This window comes from Candidatus Saccharibacteria bacterium, from assembly GCA_016700015.1.
Taxonomy (GTDB): domain Bacteria; phylum Patescibacteriota; class Saccharimonadia; order Saccharimonadales; family Saccharimonadaceae; genus Saccharimonas.
Genome location: CP064995.1, coordinates 533,565 through 549,351 on the forward strand (window position 1 = coordinate 533,565; position 15,787 = coordinate 549,351).

Annotated in this window: 13 protein-coding genes; 4 read left to right on the forward strand and 9 right to left on the reverse strand. The window is 53.2% G+C overall.

Going from position 1 to position 15,787, the window contains the following annotated elements; translation table 11 throughout:
• Window position 1 precedes the first annotated feature (1 nt).
• From IPM09_03015 to IPM09_03050, 8 genes are all read right to left on the reverse strand, one after another.
• On the reverse strand, window positions 2-436 hold the full coding sequence (locus IPM09_03015) for a hypothetical protein (protein ID QQS21471.1): 435 nt from the start codon (window positions 434-436) through the stop codon (window positions 2-4).
• 143 nt (window positions 437-579) lie between these two features.
• Window positions 580-2,052, reverse strand: a complete 1,473-nt coding sequence (locus tag IPM09_03020; protein ID QQS21472.1) for a peptidoglycan DD-metalloendopeptidase family protein — start codon at window positions 2,050-2,052, stop codon at window positions 580-582.
• The gene (locus IPM09_03025) at window positions 2,049-2,585 is read right to left on the reverse strand and encodes a hypothetical protein (GenBank protein QQS21473.1); all 537 of its coding nucleotides are present in this window, start codon (window positions 2,583-2,585) and stop codon (window positions 2,049-2,051) included. Before IPM09_03025 ends, IPM09_03020 begins: the two co-directional genes overlap by 4 nt.
• Window positions 2,585-4,030, reverse strand: coding sequence for a hypothetical protein (locus tag IPM09_03030; protein QQS21474.1), 1,446 nt, complete (start codon window positions 4,028-4,030; stop codon window positions 2,585-2,587). Before IPM09_03030 ends, IPM09_03025 begins: the two co-directional genes overlap by 1 nt.
• A gap of 157 nt (window positions 4,031-4,187) precedes the next feature.
• The gene (locus tag IPM09_03035; GenBank protein ID QQS21475.1) at window positions 4,188-5,711 is read right to left on the reverse strand and encodes a hypothetical protein; all 1,524 of its coding nucleotides are present in this window, start codon (window positions 5,709-5,711) and stop codon (window positions 4,188-4,190) included.
• Between the two features lie 29 nt (window positions 5,712-5,740).
• Window positions 5,741-6,955 carry a hypothetical protein gene (locus IPM09_03040; GenBank protein ID QQS21476.1) on the reverse strand — a complete coding sequence of 405 codons (1,215 nt, stop codon included), beginning with the start codon at window positions 6,953-6,955 and terminating at the stop codon, window positions 5,741-5,743.
• Window positions 6,956-7,023: 68 nt separating this feature from the next.
• On the reverse strand, window positions 7,024-7,341 hold the full coding sequence (locus tag IPM09_03045) for a hypothetical protein (protein QQS21477.1): 318 nt from the start codon (window positions 7,339-7,341) through the stop codon (window positions 7,024-7,026).
• 15 nt (window positions 7,342-7,356) lie between these two features.
• On the reverse strand, window positions 7,357-8,901 hold the full coding sequence (locus IPM09_03050) for a hypothetical protein (GenBank protein ID QQS21478.1): 1,545 nt from the start codon (window positions 8,899-8,901) through the stop codon (window positions 7,357-7,359).
• Between the two features lie 465 nt (window positions 8,902-9,366).
• Here IPM09_03050 and IPM09_03055 point away from each other — a divergent pair, with 465 nt between their 5' ends.
• Together IPM09_03055 and IPM09_03060 are read left to right on the forward strand one after the other, a co-directional pair.
• A complete protein-coding gene (locus IPM09_03055; protein QQS21479.1) occupies window positions 9,367-9,879 on the forward strand; it encodes a hypothetical protein in 513 nt (170 codons plus the stop codon).
• A gap of 80 nt (window positions 9,880-9,959) precedes the next feature.
• Entirely contained in the window at window positions 9,960-12,203 is a 2,244-nt protein-coding gene (locus tag IPM09_03060) for an MMPL family transporter (GenBank protein QQS21480.1), read from the forward strand.
• 15 nt (window positions 12,204-12,218) lie between these two features.
• Here IPM09_03060 and IPM09_03065 read toward each other — a convergent pair whose 3' ends face one another.
• Complete coding sequence (locus tag IPM09_03065) at window positions 12,219-12,641, reverse strand: hypothetical protein (protein ID QQS21481.1); 423 nt, start codon at window positions 12,639-12,641, stop codon at window positions 12,219-12,221.
• Between the two features lie 184 nt (window positions 12,642-12,825).
• Here IPM09_03065 and IPM09_03070 point away from each other — a divergent pair, with 184 nt between their 5' ends.
• Both IPM09_03070 and IPM09_03075 read left to right on the forward strand, forming a co-directional pair.
• Window positions 12,826-13,602: a hypothetical protein gene (locus tag IPM09_03070; GenBank protein ID QQS21482.1), complete on the forward strand. Its 777-nt coding sequence runs from the start codon at window positions 12,826-12,828 to the stop codon at window positions 13,600-13,602.
• Window positions 13,603-13,756: 154 nt separating this feature from the next.
• Window positions 13,757-15,748, forward strand: coding sequence for a PAS domain-containing protein (locus IPM09_03075; protein QQS21483.1), 1,992 nt, complete (start codon window positions 13,757-13,759; stop codon window positions 15,746-15,748).
• Window positions 15,749-15,787 lie beyond the last annotated feature (39 nt).

Below are 15,787 nucleotides of genomic sequence, written 5' to 3' on the forward strand. Positions count from 1 at the left end.
GTTAGTGGATTACCTTGCCAACAGCATCAAGGATGTCCTGAAGCGAGCGGATGCCAGCGTCGACAAGATCGCGCAGCACACCGCTTGGCAGCCACTGGTAGTACGAACCTACCTCTACAAACAGTGCGATGGTGGCAAGTACCACCAGGAAGATCCCGATCGCGAAGCCAGCCGTCTTTTTGCCGCTATTCTTCATCATCAGGAACGACGCAAGAAGGAAGACGACGGTGACAATAATGAGCTGCACGTTGCTCGATACCCAACCAGCGGGCAACGAACCGAGCATAAGCGTCGCCCCGGCGATACCAAGGAAAATCCCGAGCAGTTGCAGCACGAGGGGGCGCCCGCTTTTGTCGAGCAGAGCACGCCCGCCAAGTAGCGCCACAAGACCGACCGCTAGGCTCAAAATACCCTGAGATACATTTGCAAGGTCCATGGCAGTTCCTTACGTAGTAGGGGAGATACCAGTACTACTATATTACCATTTAATTGTTATTTAGTCTAAATTATTTTAAACATAACCAATGAAAAAGCCGAGGAGTTGGTTAACTCCTCGGCGGCCGATCCGATGTTCAATGGCTACGGAACGAGTCCGAACTGCCGCATGAACGCTACTGGATCAACAAACGCACCATTCACTCGCACGTTGAAGTGCAGGTGAGGGCCTGTACTTGAGCCAGTGCTGCCCGAAAGGGCAATAACTTGGCCTGCAGACACTTGCTCGCCCGCACTGACCTTGACGACCGAGAGGTGAGCGTAGCCAGTGACAATGCCGCCATGGTCAATCGTGACGAAGTTGCCATACCCACCTGCGGGTCCTGCGAACAACACCTTGCCGCCGTGTGCCGCCTTCACTGGCGTTGCCATGCTTGCGGCGAAGTCCACGCCATCATGCAGTTTATACACACCTGTAATGGGGTGTACGCGCATGCCATAGGAGCTGGTGACACGAATCGAGTCGAGAGGCCAGCGCCAACCATTACTCAGACTGGCACTGGGAGCCCCGACCGAAACAGGCCGTGTAGCCGCCATAAACGCAGACGTGGTGCTGCTCCATGAAACTGGCTGGACACTAATCGGCACGAGTGCACCACTCGCATCAATCATCTGCCCATTCCCAAGGTAGATCGCAACATGAGTTGCCTTCAAATCTATCGGCAAGAGCTGCATTTGCGAGGACCAGTAGAGAAGGTCGCCGCGCTGCAACACCTCAAGCCATTCGCCGGAAGTACCGGTACCTGGCTTGGCAATCGCCGCCCCGTACTGATACTGGGCACTGGCGCCAAGCGGCAGCGATATGCCCGCCATCTGATATGCCCACTGAGTAAATCCAGAGTTATCGAAGGGAGTTGTCGTTGCCCATTGGTTAGTCTTGCCTTGCTGACTGAGCGCAGCCTGAACCGCAATTTCGACCGCGGCGTTGATGCCTCCGACTAGGAATTGTGAGCAGTCGGTACTTGGAGCTTGCACACCTGGTGCGACTGCTGTGGGATCAGAAACAAATCCGGCCAGGATTTGCAAGACAGGAACTTCCCACAAGTAAAACGTTTTCTCGTAGCTTGCTCGATTGGGTCGCTGAACCGCGATTGCTACTTCGATGAGCGGCATTGTGTCACGGTTGGCGACTTTTTCGAGCGCTTCGTAGAACTTATTTGTGGCATACACCGGGTCCAAGATCTGATCAGGCGTACCCCAGCCTTGGCTGGGCCGCTGCTGAAAGATCCCAAGACTATCGCGGTCACCCCATTTAAGGTTACGAATGTTCGATTCTTGTTTTGCCACCATCAGCGCAATCTGAATGTCGCGCACACTACGGTGCCTTGATACGCCCACATCACGGATGATGGCGATGTTCTGTAGCTGCTCGGGCGAATTAAATCCCGGCACCGAAGGCACGGGGCCTCCGACTGCCGGCAGATAGTACGTTCCCTGTCCCTGCGTCGAGCAGTACTGCTGGGTATTCGAGAAAAACCCTGCAACACCAACAATGACCAGAACGAGCATCAAAATCGGCGTCAACAGGATAACTAGAAGTTTCTTATAGCCCTTCATTGGCCACTCGACTTCTCGAAGCCAATAAACTTCCAGCCGTCACTGGTTTTTTCCCAGTACGACAAGCGTGTTACAGGGAAGGTATTGACGATATCGCGGCCACGCTTGGTGCTCACAACAATCGTCGATTGCACCCAGACCGTTTTCTCGTCGAAATCGTGCACGAGCACAGAACTACTAAGCCCACGCTCTACTATCACAGTCACTGGCTCTGCTTGCCCAGCGTTCGACTCGTCATGTGTCGATGAGACGCCAAGCGAAGCGTATCCAGCAGGCGTACAGAGCTTTGTGAGTACCGCCGAGCGCTCAGCGCTCGGCGGAGAGTCGAGTACTTGCTCAAGTGCAAACACTTGGTCAACAATCATCTGCTTCTCGCGTAGAGCCAGCGTGTCCTCCTGGGTCGCCACGGCGGACGACACAGGAGGGGCTGGTGGCGGGGTACTTGATTCATTCGAGCTTGGCCGCAGGAAGAAGGTCAGAACGACCACCACTAGCAACACACCTGCAAGAATCTGTCGCCAGTACCGTTTCATCAGCGTTCTCCCTTCCTGTCCATGAGACTCTTGATTCTCGGGTCATCCATAACCGGCCGACGGCGAAGCATACGCTCGGTCGCACCGCTTGATTGCACAAGCTTACGCATCATGGGCGGAATGTGCCACTGTAGATACAGTGGGTCACGTTCACGCGCCTTAATAATCGAGCAACCCTGGCCAAGACGTTGCGAAAGCCGAATTAAACTGTCGTCCAGCTCAAGCCCGCGCAACATATTCCAAGTTTCTTCGTTATTCGGCTGTTGGAAAATCACAAAGATATCCGTGCCGTTATAGATCTGCTCAGCATATCCCCGGAGGGTTGTACCAGGATCTCCGTACATCATGTTCGGGAGATACTGTGTTGAAGCTAATCCGATTTTGTGCGATGCCCGCGCCTTCGCGTTCTGGAACGCGTGAGCACGTGCCTGCAAAGGGTGTTGTCCTTCTTCTTGCACTTCTTCCATCACGTGAACGTGAGGAATCGCTGCAAGATCATAGTTGTTGAGCGCAGCGGTCATGGTATTGAAACGCTGCGTCTCAAAAAACGCAACTTCTGTCGGACTAAGTCCACTCATATCAAACAACGCTGCCGGCTCCGCGAGGTAATCACGAATCGACTGGCGCCCTGCGAACATGCGGCCAAACATACCGTCGAAAATCAGAGTCAAATAGGTTGCCACCCTAAAGGCAGCCGCCTGAATCACCTGAACATCGTAGTTTGGTTCGGCCTCAAGAACCACGTCGAGCGGCTTATACAGTTCGCTCGTATCGGGATTGTCACGCTCAGTCCTATAGTGAGCAAGAAGGTGATCATCGACACGACGGTAAAATGCTTCGATATCTTCCAGGGAGATACTCCGTAGTACCCGTTCCATAAGTCGCGTGCTCAGCTGCATCGGCCTATCGCGTTTGATCACGAAGACAGCGATACGCATAGCCAGCACCTCGTCTGGGGTCAGTTGTTCATTCTTCACGAACTCTGCCCCCGTCATTGCAGTCTGCAAGATATCCCATTCGGTTCTTAAAGCAACCGGATCGAGCATCTCCAACGACAGGTCCCTGAGAGCAATGACGTCGCAGGCCATACTCTCGACAATACCCGCCCATTCCGCAGTAGCCTCTTCGGGCTTGCGATTGTCAATATGCATGCGCATGTCTTCAAGCTCACCAGCAGTGTCAATCGCTTGCTGAATCATTGTTGACATCGAGAACAGCTTCATCGCCGTCGTTTTACCGCTTTTCTTCAGACCCGTAAAAACAATCTCGAGCGACTTTGTGAGGCCTGTTTTTTGGGCGAGATACGCATCGAAAGGAATGCGCCGATGCGTCCGAAGACACGTACCAAGCGGCATACCCGAAGGTTGCCACAGTGAAGGCACGATAAACGGTTGGTATGGCATAGTTGCATCCGCACCAAACGAGAATGACCGACCACGAGCCATAGTAATCACCATCCTTTGGGAAAGAGAGTTTTTGAATTGTTAAGTATCGTGAGGTGGTTATTCTTACCTCAGTATAAAAGCCGTCTTACGACCGCTCCTAAACTAAAGTAAGAGCTTCTTGGGAACGGGCGAGAGCCCATTCCCAAGAAGTATTGTTTCACAGCAGGTTAATGCCCGTCGCGCTCCACAGTGCGCGCCATTGCTGGACGGCACCCTTGACCGGCTTAGGACCCATACCTTTCCGCTCCATCATCTCTTCTACAATCACCATGGCGTCACGGTGTGCTTCCAGACTGGGCGACACCGTCACCCAAATCAGGTTGTAGTTTTGGAGATAGTAGTTGAGTTCTCCAAGCATACGGTCACGCGCCTCAAGACTTTCGTCACGAGCGATGGCTTCGTTCGTACGGTACCGTCCACTCAGATACAGATCGGCTGCAGAGCGCCCAAGAGCGATGAAGCGTCCAAGAAACCGAGATTCGTTTCGCAAGTTAACAGCCTGTCCGACTTTGGCGAATGTCCCATTGATAGGATGTCCGTCGTCGTCAAGTAGGCTGAAGCCGTCGAGGAAGTACGAGGGGTCAATGAGCTCTGGCTGCGCGGTTACACGCGTGATGCCGATGTAGTTTCCATCGATCACCAGGTAGTCCGGGTAGCCTTCGATACGCCTCGTCATAAGATGACGACGGCTCGTGACTGTACCGGCCAGACCGGCTTGCTCGTCATCGTAATACGCCGGCATACCTACACTATCCCAGGTAGACCTGAAGAAACGTAAGGCTTCGCCGCCTGTTGCAATGTGAGCATCATTAACGCCCCAACTTTGCAGGTCACGCTCGATACGACGGGCGGCGCGCATAATTGGGGAACGGCGAAGCGTACGCACATCTACATTATCGCCACTGCTCGTTAGTTTTTTGTTGCCCGTGGTCGTCAGTACGAGGGCCATAGTAACTTCACGCGGAAGTGTTTCATCCATATCCTGCAGCTCACCGACCAGGCGGTGCAGTGTCATGTGACGTCGCTGTCTAGGAGTCAGGTCCGCTTCGGCAATAACCGGTCTTCCATCTGCGTCCTTTACCATGCCTTCCGGCACGAAGACGTAGGGATTGACGGCCATACCAACATATTGACGCGTCAACCAAGGATTGGACGGACTCGTGCGGTAGACCCACGAAATTCCCAGTCCAGCACCCAGGTGCTCAAGACGCTTGGCAAATTCCTTGCTGCGCCGATATTGCTCTACAAGGCTCTTGGTTGTGGTACTTGCGCCGCTACCCAAAATGGGTACGGCATAAGCATCACTTGCTCCCTTGATGCGAAACAACCCTATACTCGCTCTCGACTCATCGATGATTTCGTCGACGATGAAGGGAATGGGTGGTGGTGTACCGCTCGCTTCATCCCACATCACATTCTTCTTCCGAAGTCTGAGATGAAGGTTAGCGATTCCGTCGTTTGGAATACGGTACACCCTGGTAGTGTTCGTACGGTACAGTAGTCCTACCAGCATCAAGCTGAGCAGCCCACCGTAGGGCAAGTACCCGATTGTCATAGTAATCATGGCAATCGAGCACACCATGATTACCGTTAGCCAAATATCGGGCTCATCCATTTCGAAGTATCGCTGGCTCAACTGAGTAGGAGCCAGGATCTGCGGTGGCTTAGCACGCGTCCTCATAGTCAGCCCTCCTCAGTTGGGTTGTGAAGTCAAACTTCGTTGCGCTTTAGATACCCCTGAAGAGTTACCTCTTGCGGATCTCGTTCATGAGGGGCCCGCTGCGGCGGCTCGGCGTCTTCAGTAGCCACGTGGACAGCAGCCGCAACTTCAGGCTGACCAGCCACCACGGCACCGAATTCGACCGCCTTACCAGCGTTAGTGACCACTGGAGACGAGTCTGATTCTGGAGGCTTTTCAACTACGACCGTTTCCACGGTCACATCTTGGGACGTGTTGTCGCTTGGTGCTATCGGCTTAAGTGAGGCCTCTAGTGTGTCATGTGTGTGACTCTCCACCTCGGGGCGGTTTGTCACGTCGGAATCGGTGTGACCCTCAACCTTCGATCGGCTCTTTCCGCCTGCTGCGCGGCTCACGTACTCCTTGCTAAGAGCATATAGACCGTAAACCGCTGCAAACGTCAGAAGGCTCATAACAATCGCGAGAACAATCTTAAGGACGACATTGTCGACGCCGACTGAGATAATTTGTCCCATTCTTCGAAAGAAAGCGACGACAGTGTCACCTGCCAAGTAGGTAATCACCCACAAGGCAACTGCACCGCGCCAAATCTTTCTGCCGATTTCACCAAAACTAAGCGTTCCGGCGGCACCCATGATGCCGGCCGCCATCATGATTCTTCCGACGGCAAACGCGATGACTAGGCCGACAATGGCAAGAAGAATGAACAAGTAGACAAGATGGAACCCGAGCGCCACTGGCCCCGGGTCCAACTTTGGGAAGGGCATACCGCTCGCATCGGACGGGATCGAGCTGGGGCCAATCTTGTTAACCGCCTCTGTCAGTCCAACCTTCATGCTGAGCACATAGGTATTGATCTTCCACATCGGTACTGCGAAAGCTCCGGTGAGAAGTACGGCAATACCAATTTGCGGAAGCTTGTCAAGGACACGCCCCCACAGGAAAATCGCGAGACATACGGCGCAGAAAAACACATTGAACGCGACATAGTTAGAAAGGGGCCAAACTTGCTCAAACATTGTCTGAGCCCAGTCGGCGTGTCCCAGCAATTTTGCCGGCTCGGTAAGGGCGGTGCTGATGAAGTTGTTTAGCTTCGTACACCACTCCCACACACTTTCGGACCATCCTTCAGTAGGATCGAGAGGGTTTGCCGGGGTGAATGCCGTAAGCAATAGCACGACCGGAAGCACTCCAGCTATGCCTAGCTTGCGCCTTGACCATGCCATTTCAGTACTCCTTATCTATCAAAAAGTGGAGAGGGGCCGACGGCAAAACGCCGCCGACCCCGAACTTACTAACAGCCCGCGCCAGGCAATAGGTTGGTGTTTGCCGCAAGCGCCGTCGCCACGACAATCATCAACAGCGAAATCCCAATCCCCTTCAAGAGAACAGGGATCTTCTTCGAGAAAGCCAAGGGGATACCGATGGCAAACGCGATGACGATGAGGATCTTGCCGACCGTCACCGACGTACCGAAGATCTCACCCGCGAGCAACTTGAAGGTTGGCTTCAGGCTATCCGCGACGCCGCACTGCGGCGTGATCACATCGGCCGGCAGTCCTGCCAGCTGTGTCTGCACATGGGCCGCAGCCCAAATCGTTGGAGAGAACATGGTTGTCCTTTCGGGTCAGTACTCGTCGACGACGAGTGGGGCGGGTTCTTTGAAATCGTCCGGGACAGTAATGCCCTGGGCGCGTGCTGACTCTTCGAAAATCGCCACAGCGATAGCCAAGAAGTCACGGGCAGTACCCTGGTCAATCTCATTCAGATCGACCGGTGCCACGTCTTCACGAGCGATATACGGATCAAACCGAACAGTCAGTCCAGTACCAGCCCACTTGGGGACAGCTGGCGCATTAGCGTCTTGGACCTGTGCTCGAGTGAGTTCTTCGAAATCAACCGGTGGGTCACTGGGTCGAACTCCTGTCACCACAACAATCGAACGACGAACCTTTTCGCGCGTCGAGATCTTCTCCCCTGGTAGTGCCGAAGCATCAGCAAGCCGAGAAGTGCCGTCATGGTGGTCTGTATTGTAGCCGGCCATGGTCTTGGTGAGCGTTTGTAGCGAGATAGGTGTCGGGGCCATGCCCACAAACACCAGTACGTCGCTAAAACGCGTCGCTGCCACCGGCACGCTGCCAAACTCGACATTGTCATTACCGTGATCCAGGACGATCATGCCGGTGCTTTGGTAGAGCCCGCGCACGAGCGCAGTGAACTGATCGGTATTGTAGTTACCGGCATCCACCACAACGCTATTGGCGTCTTCGCTGACAATCCCCAGCCCGTGAGGGGTAATGGGAATATACGGCGAAAGCGCACGATAGGTGTTGAGCGATCCGATATCCTTGTTCAACTTACCAACCGGCAACATCGTCCGGACATCAATCCCTGCCATGATGGCCAGAGTACTGGTAGCCGTGTTGAGCGTCGCCGGCATGATGACGCCATTGATACGCGTCTTCTCGGTCACCGATGATGCGACATAAAGTCCCACCGTCGACTTGCCACCCGACTTGATGTTACAAAACGACACCACGGGACGAATCCCAAAGTTCGTCAGCAACCGCAAGCGATTGGTAAACCGCTCAGTCTGCGCAGCCTCTTGCGCCACGCGTGCTTCCTCATAACGGGCAGCCCAGAACTTCTGGAACGTGGCAAGTTCAGCAGCATTCAGCTGACGCACCAGCGGCTTCTTGACACGCAACAGCTTGCGCAGGCGCACATCCCAGCCGAGGCACGGACCAAGTCCGCCTTCGGTCGCCGGAATGGCAGGGTTATCGGCCCGCTTCAGCCGCGCCTCTTGCTCCTTGGGGGAGTGGTTGGCGCGCACATCGGCGGTCGATTCCTGCTGCTGCGGCAAGCCATAGCTGGCTTCAGCGCGCTCACGGCTAAGGAGCGAACGCGTCACCACAACAGCGGCAACAAGTCCGAACACGACAACCGAAAACGGCCAGAGCAAGCGCGTGAACCACGAAACTGCCGCAAGGAGTGCAAGCACTACCACAGCGACAAAAGTCGGGTTGAGTTGGATACGACGTTTGGTCAACCGCATCCTCCGGGTTTCGGGGATGGTTGGTGACGAAGGGGTGGTTTGCTGAGTGGCGCGTGCATGTGCTTTCGCGTCTTGCACGACACCGACTACGCGACCCTGATCATCAGACTTTGCCACGAGTTTTCCTCCTTACATAAGAGTTCGTAACCATTGCTGTGATGTTAAGGTACACGAGTACCAGGAGAACCCTGGTGCTTGTCGTGTAGACACGAGCAAGCCCGAACATGCGTCCGGGTCACCACTCTGCTTTCCCACACCATCTACTCGCAGAACCGAAATCCAGACACAAAACTTGGTGTTCGCTGGTTGTTCTTGACGGGTGCACTGTGTGTATTTTTACATACATTACCACAGAAATATATTGTCAACAAGTCTATTAATCATGTGTTATTTATGGTATTAGTATGTATTTTATTGGGGTGATTTAGCGATACTTAATGAAAATACATTCCTTGCTTTTTTATAATTTTAATTTAAAGTACGTTTACGCTGATAATTTGGGTTGCTGCGTGTTGTTTACGGCCACCCAATCGTGTATGCTTATGGTATAACTAGCTAACAACAAAAAGGATATTCTCGTCCATGAGAGACAAAATCATCATTATCGCACTTGCCACCGTACTGCTGGCATCGGTTGCCTATGCAGCCTTCTCGCGTACCCTACAGATCAACGGTACATCATCCATTAGCGGTGACTGGGACGTACATATCGACAGTATCACGCCAACCATGGGCGCCGGTACTGCCAATGCTACCGCACCGATTGTTGGAGCCGATGGACTATCGGCAACCTTCGACACAACCTTTGCATACCCAAGTGCAACCGCATCGTACGATGTTGCTATCACTAACCATGGGAGCATAAACGCCGAGGTGAGCGCCATCCCGAGTGTCGCCGCCATCAACGCTGTCGAACCGATCGATATCGAATATCAAATCGCTGGCCCAGCCATTGGCGACCAACTTCATGCCGGTGAAACTGTTCACGCAACAGTAACGGTACAATGGAAATCAACCAGTACTTCCAACCCATCAGTTCTATCAAAATCCACCACCTTTAGCTACGGCTTTATCCAAAGCGCCACCCAGCCATAAGCACTAAAATTTTTACAAACAAAAACACTACGACGCGAAATCGTAGTGTTTTTACCGGGTAAAATGCTATAGTTATAGGTATGGCTAAACCTCCTGTGTGGCTTCGCATATTTCTCCCCGTGTTCTTAATTATTGTCTGGTTTGCCGCCGCTGGCGTTGGTGGGCCGTACTTTGGCCGCATAGAAGAAGTATCGAGTAACGACCTTTCGACGTTTTTGCCAAAAAGCGCCGAATCAACTGCGGTCAATAATGAGCTATCGAAATTCCAAGACAACAAAACAATCCCGGCTACCATCGTATTCGAATCGCCTCAGGCCTTGACAAGTGACGAGATGGCAATGCTAACGCAGCTCGGCGCGCAATTACAAAAAACTGATGGCGTCAACGGAACGATCAGCCCACCTATCATCGCTAAGGACGGCAAGGCCGCACTGATCGTTGTACCGCTCGACAGGGAAGCGAAACTGAAAACTGTGTTTGGTGAGCTGAAAAAAACCATCAGCAATACCGATACAAAGCTTAGCTACCATATTGGCGGCCCGGCGTCTTTCTCGCGCGACCTTCAGGTCGCATTTGGTGGTATTGACGGTACGCTACTAGTAGTGGCACTAGCGGTAGTGTTTATCATCTTGCTTATTGTCTATCGCTCCCCACTTCTACCAATGATTGTCCTTATGACCTCAATGGTAGCACTTTCAGCAGCCATTTATGTTGTGTGGCACACTGCGGACGCCGGCATCATTACTCTCAACGGACAGGTGCAGGGGATTTTGTTCATCCTCGTTATCGGTGCAACGACAGATTATTCTCTCCTGTATCTTTCGCGTCTGCGTGAAGAACTATTTAACCAACGTACGGTCCACCAAGCTACAGTAGCCTCACTCAAAGGTACCTTTGAGCCAATCCTGGCGGCCGGAGCTACCGTCATCGTCGGGCTCATGTGCCTGCTGCTTTCTGACCTCGGCTCAAACAAAGCTCTCGGGCCAGTAGGCGGGATTGGTATCGCTATTGCAATGCTCGCCGCTCTGACATTTCTGCCAGCAGCGCTGTTACTCATCGGCCGCAAGGCTTTCTGGCCGCGCATACCAAGCTATGATCCAGCACATATGACATCATATGCGGCGCGCCATCGTTTGTGGGCACGGGTAGGTGCAGTCGTCGCAAAACAACCAAGGCGAATCTGGACACTCACTACTGCCTGTCTACTGCTGGCATGTATAGGCTTTTTCCAACTGCGCGCCAGCGGTGTGCCGCAGAGTAGCTTAGTACTTGGCTTTTCTGAAGCACGCGAAGCCCAAAAACTTATCGACGCCCATTTTCCCGGTGGATCAGGTGTTCCCGCTGTTGTCATTACACCGTCGGGTAAGCTCGCCGATGTCGTCGCCCTCCTCGACAAAGATACTGGCATCGCATCAGTTAGCGTGGTTGCAACCGGATCACCAAGCAATACAATGCCGGTCGGCAAAGCAAGGGCCGAGCTAATGCGGACTATTGGCGATGGCGTGCGCGCCAAGCTAGCGAGTGATCCGCTGTATGTTTCACTTGACGAGCAGGGGCAGGGGAACCTCTACCGTGGGCTCCTGCTACGGGCCGACCCGTTCGCTATTGCATCACCAAAAGTCGTCGACGGTAATATCGTTCTCCAAGCGACGCTCGCCAATGAACCAGACTCAGACGCAGCCAAAGCCACGATCACACGCCTTCGCAGTGCTGTAAAGTCAGTCGATAACACGGTCCGCGTAGGTGGGGTAACCGCACTGCAGCTCGACACTAACACAACATCACAACGCGATAGCGCCATCATCATCCCGACAATTCTATTGGCAATCACTGTCATTTTAGTTCTATTACTCCGATCACTCGTCGCACCACTCGTTCTACTGGCCACGACAGTGTTGTCGTTTGGCTCGACGCTTGGCATCGCTGCACTCCTATTCAATCATGTTCTCAAATTCCCTGGTGCCGACCCATCGGTGGTGTTGTTTGGCTTCGTGTTCTTAGTAGCACTCGGTATCGACTACAACATATTCCTCATGACGCGTGTACGCGAGGAAACCCTCCGTAGCGGCGTGCGGAAGGGCACGCAAAAAGCGCTTGTCGTCACCGGTGGTGTTATTACTAGCGCTGGTGTGGTACTGGCAGCGACGTTTGCGGCGCTCGGTGTGATTCCCATCCTGTTCTTGGCGCAACTAGCATTTGTCGTCGCGTTCGGCGTGCTGCTTGATACTATCATCATCCGCTCACTACTCGTGCCAGCGCTCACGCTTGAAATCGGCAAACCAATGTGGTGGCCTGGTCTTAAGAAAAATAAAAGCCCCCGCTAGGCGGGGGTAAGCGCATTATGCGCGATTCTGAGAACGATGAGTAATCTTCATTGCCCAAAGGCCGTCGATTACGACCTCCCATCCCAGATGTCGCAACCGCTTAACAAAGAGATCCCGGGCAGGGAAGTACAGTGCCTCACTTTGGAGGCCCGAGCCGTCGAGCGTGAGCGTCGTTCCGGGCCCCTTGTACTGCGTTTTGAGGGCCAGCATGAAAGCTTGCACCAGCTTATCGAGGGTAATATTCACTGCTGGCTTCAGTTGCCGCCACGCCTCATCGGGCGAAGGCAACAGCTCGCACGGATCCACATCCGACACGGCGCCGGCCTGATAGGGTGGCTGGTTAAGGGGTGCATCTTGCGGTGTCACAGCCGTTCGATCTCCACTACTACCTACACCTGCGTCTTCTTCGTCACGTCGAGGCTTGCTATTGACCAACATCCTTCACCGCCGTACTATCCCTGAGAATGAGCAAGGATTGACTCTGGTTCCGTTTACACGGTCACTCCCATAATACAAAATAGATAAGCACCTGACAATACGTCAACTTTATTGCATTACTATTTATTGGTGTGCTATCGTTAGTTTGTACCCCAACACCGCACATTTCATAGAGGAGGCGAGGATGTCCCGCACCAAAACTCCCGCCGACCTCGGCTGGGAATCGGATACTTGGCGACAGGTAGGCAATTGCACCGTATGGTTGGCGGTTGCTGCCGCACTCGCCGGATGGATAGGCGTGGGAATTTTTGTCGCTCTCATCACCCACGAGGTAGGGCATCTTGTTGCGGCGCGCTGGAGTGGAGCGAAAACCTTCGGCATTGCCTGTCACCCGACTGGCATGGTGACAAGAATTTATGCTGACTACACGCCCGCCCTCGGCGCACGGCTGGCTATTGCTGGACCCTTGACTGGAGTAGTCTTGGCGCTTATTGCGCTCGCCACTACTGCCATCACCCATCAGTCAGGGCTGCTGGCCTATGCGTACATTAGCGCCTGTATCAATATTCTTGTGCTGATGCCGTATGGAGAAACCGATGGCGTACGAGTAGTCGCAGGGGTGACGCATAGCCCCAAGGCAAAACTGCGGAGTAGCGTTGCCGCCGCTCTCCTCTACACTAGCGTTATTGCCGCTAGTGTCATTGCCGCCCCGCTGATTGGGATTGGCTTTGGCATTATAGTCATAACCATGCTTGTTCGATACGGGCTCCAAAGTAGTGAGTTTGAGCACACGAGGCACATATCGGCTCGCAGCCGACTCTTCTACGGCGGCCTCTATCTTTTGACGGCAATCGTCGCAGCAGTTGTCATTCGCACTAGCCTTGAGCTAGGGAGTGCAGCTGCGGTAACAGCTATCCTAGGTAGCCACTGGCTCGGGCTCGTCGAGCTTGTAACCAACTAACCCACGCGACGGATCGATTCGGTCGACAGCGTGGGTTTTTCATGCTCCACGGAGGTACGTTACTTGTACTTGGCCTCCTTTGCCGCTATACTAGGCCATAAGCACTATTACAAAAAATAGGGGGCGAATCATAAAACCACGCCAGTTCAGCAATGTGCTGCATCAACGCATCTGTGATGCGGTGTTTGTGGTTGCGCTCGCTATTGGCGGTTTTCAGTTATGGCAGCGCTTCGCTTCGCCCGGGAATATGGATCCGTTGCTCCGTATTCCTGATCTCATCGGTTATGCTGCACTCGGTACTGCAGTAGTTGCTGCAGGCCTGCGGTTTGTATCGGCTCGCTCAACACGCCTAATCACAAGTATGGTCGCCTACATCGCGCTTTTTATCACCGCAGGTATGCTCGTACTTGGTACGGGTGGTGCTAGCTCAAAGTATCTCTCGGTGTGGGTGGTTGTCGCTCTGTTTGCGCCGCTATTCGGCACTGTTATCACGGTAGCTTGCCTAGCTGCTGCCGTGGCTTTCATTGTGCTACAATACACCACCGGAGTGATCGCTATAGGAGGGTTGGTCGCCCTATCGCTTGCCGCTATTATACCCCTCATTGTTGGGCTGCTGGCCTGGGGCTTCGATGACAAACCCGACACAGGCCAGACCGAAGAAGACAAATCATACAGCGAACTTGCTAATGAGCTTAGTCAGGTCGCAGGGAAATCTGAAGTAGTGATTAACGCCATTGCCGATGGCGTATTAGCACTTGATAGCAAGGGAACAATCCAGCTTATCAACCCAGCAGCGCAACAGCTTATCGGCTGGACAAAACATGACGCACTGAGCCTCAGTTACAAGTCTGTTCTCAAAATTATCAATATCAAAAATGAGATTGTCAGCGAGTCGGAAGATCCAATCATAAAGGCCCTGTCTACCAACAAACAAGTATTCACTGATCAACTAAGTCTCCAGACCAATTCTGGTAAAAACTTTATCGCATCAATCTCGGTATCACCGGTCGGCCAGCTCGGCAAGGGTGTAATTGTGGTATTTCGTGACGTGACAAACGAAAAATCAGATGAGCGCCAGCGAGCCGAATTTATCAGCACCGCCAGTCATGAGATGCGTACTCCGGTGGCCAGTATCGAAGGCTACCTGGGGCTTGCGCTCAATCCAGCAACAGCGCAAATTGATGCCAAAGCCCGTGATTTTATCACCAAAGCCCATGAGTCGGCTCAACATCTTGGTCATCTATTCCAAGACCTACTCGACGTCAGTAAGGCCGATGATGGCCGCATGCAAAACAACCCTACGGTGATTGATGTTATTCCCTTTATGCACGAAGTCGTGACCGCCCTGACACCAAAAGCTGCAGCTAAAAACCTACGCATTACCTACAAGCCAGCGCCCGATGGCGATGTACATGATGAACTTTCCAAGCGGCTCAACCCCGTATATTACGTCAATGTTGACCGCGATCATCTGCGTGAAGTCTGTGACAACCTCGTTGAAAACGCCATCAAATACACGCCTCAGGGAGAAGTGGTGGTCGATGTTGGTGGCGACCAGGCCCATGTTGTCATTACTATCCAGGACACAGGTATTGGTATACCAAAAGAAGACCAAGCGCATTTATTCCAAAAGTTTTACCGCGTCGATAACAGTGACACCCGCGAGATTGGCGGTACCGGCCTCGGTCTCTACCTCTGTCGAAAATTAACCGAAACGATGGGGGGGCGTATATGGATAGAGAGTGAATATAAAAAGGGCAGTACATTCTTCGTCGAGCTACCACGGCTTGACCACGATGAAGCACAGCGGCTAATTGAACAGGCAAGTATACTCGCCGAACAGCAAGCAAACCAAGAAGCCCAAAAAGCGGCCGAAGAATCGATAGCCGTCCAACAAGCCCAAATGGCGCAAATGAATACCACCAACTCATTCACGCCGCCAGTAGCGCCAATAGCCACACCAGTTCCGACTCAAGCGCCCCCAGTGGTGCAGCCATCTCAAGTACCCGTACAAGTAGTAGCAGCACCCGTAGCCCAACCGCCTTCACCCCCCAACACACCCCTTTCGATCATAGAAGCAAACCCTAGCGGCTACACAACACGTCCGCCTGCAAGTGGAGTTTCTATCCCACCTAGGCAACAATAACCACAAGAAGTATGGTATTTTACTCCACCTTTGGATACA

Bases quoted from the DNA above. Each gene is read 5' to 3' on its own strand.
- IPM09_03020 (QQS21472.1), bottom strand. From the start codon at position 2,052: ATGAAGGGCTATAAGAAACTTCTAGTTATCCTGTTGACGCCGATTTTG.
- IPM09_03025 (QQS21473.1), bottom strand. From the start codon at position 2,585: ATGAAACGGTACTGGCGACAGATTCTTGCAGGTGTGTTGCTAGTGGTG.
- IPM09_03030 (QQS21474.1), bottom strand. From the start codon at position 4,030: ATGGCTCGTGGTCGGTCATTCTCGTTTGGTGCGGATGCAACTATGCCA.
- IPM09_03040 (QQS21476.1), bottom strand. From the start codon at position 6,955: ATGGCATGGTCAAGGCGCAAGCTAGGCATAGCTGGAGTGCTTCCGGTC.
- IPM09_03065 (QQS21481.1), bottom strand. From the start codon at position 12,641: ATGTTGGTCAATAGCAAGCCTCGACGTGACGAAGAAGACGCAGGTGTA.
- IPM09_03035 (QQS21475.1), bottom strand. From the start codon at position 5,711: ATGAGGACGCGTGCTAAGCCACCGCAGATCCTGGCTCCTACTCAGTTG.
- IPM09_03045 (QQS21477.1), bottom strand. From the start codon at position 7,341: ATGTTCTCTCCAACGATTTGGGCTGCGGCCCATGTGCAGACACAGCTG.
- IPM09_03070 (QQS21482.1), top strand. From the start codon at position 12,826: ATGTCCCGCACCAAAACTCCCGCCGACCTCGGCTGGGAATCGGATACT.
- IPM09_03015 (QQS21471.1), bottom strand. From the start codon at position 436: ATGGACCTTGCAAATGTATCTCAGGGTATTTTGAGCCTAGCGGTCGGT.
- IPM09_03060 (QQS21480.1), top strand. From the start codon at position 9,960: ATGGCTAAACCTCCTGTGTGGCTTCGCATATTTCTCCCCGTGTTCTTA.
- IPM09_03055 (QQS21479.1), top strand. From the start codon at position 9,367: ATGAGAGACAAAATCATCATTATCGCACTTGCCACCGTACTGCTGGCA.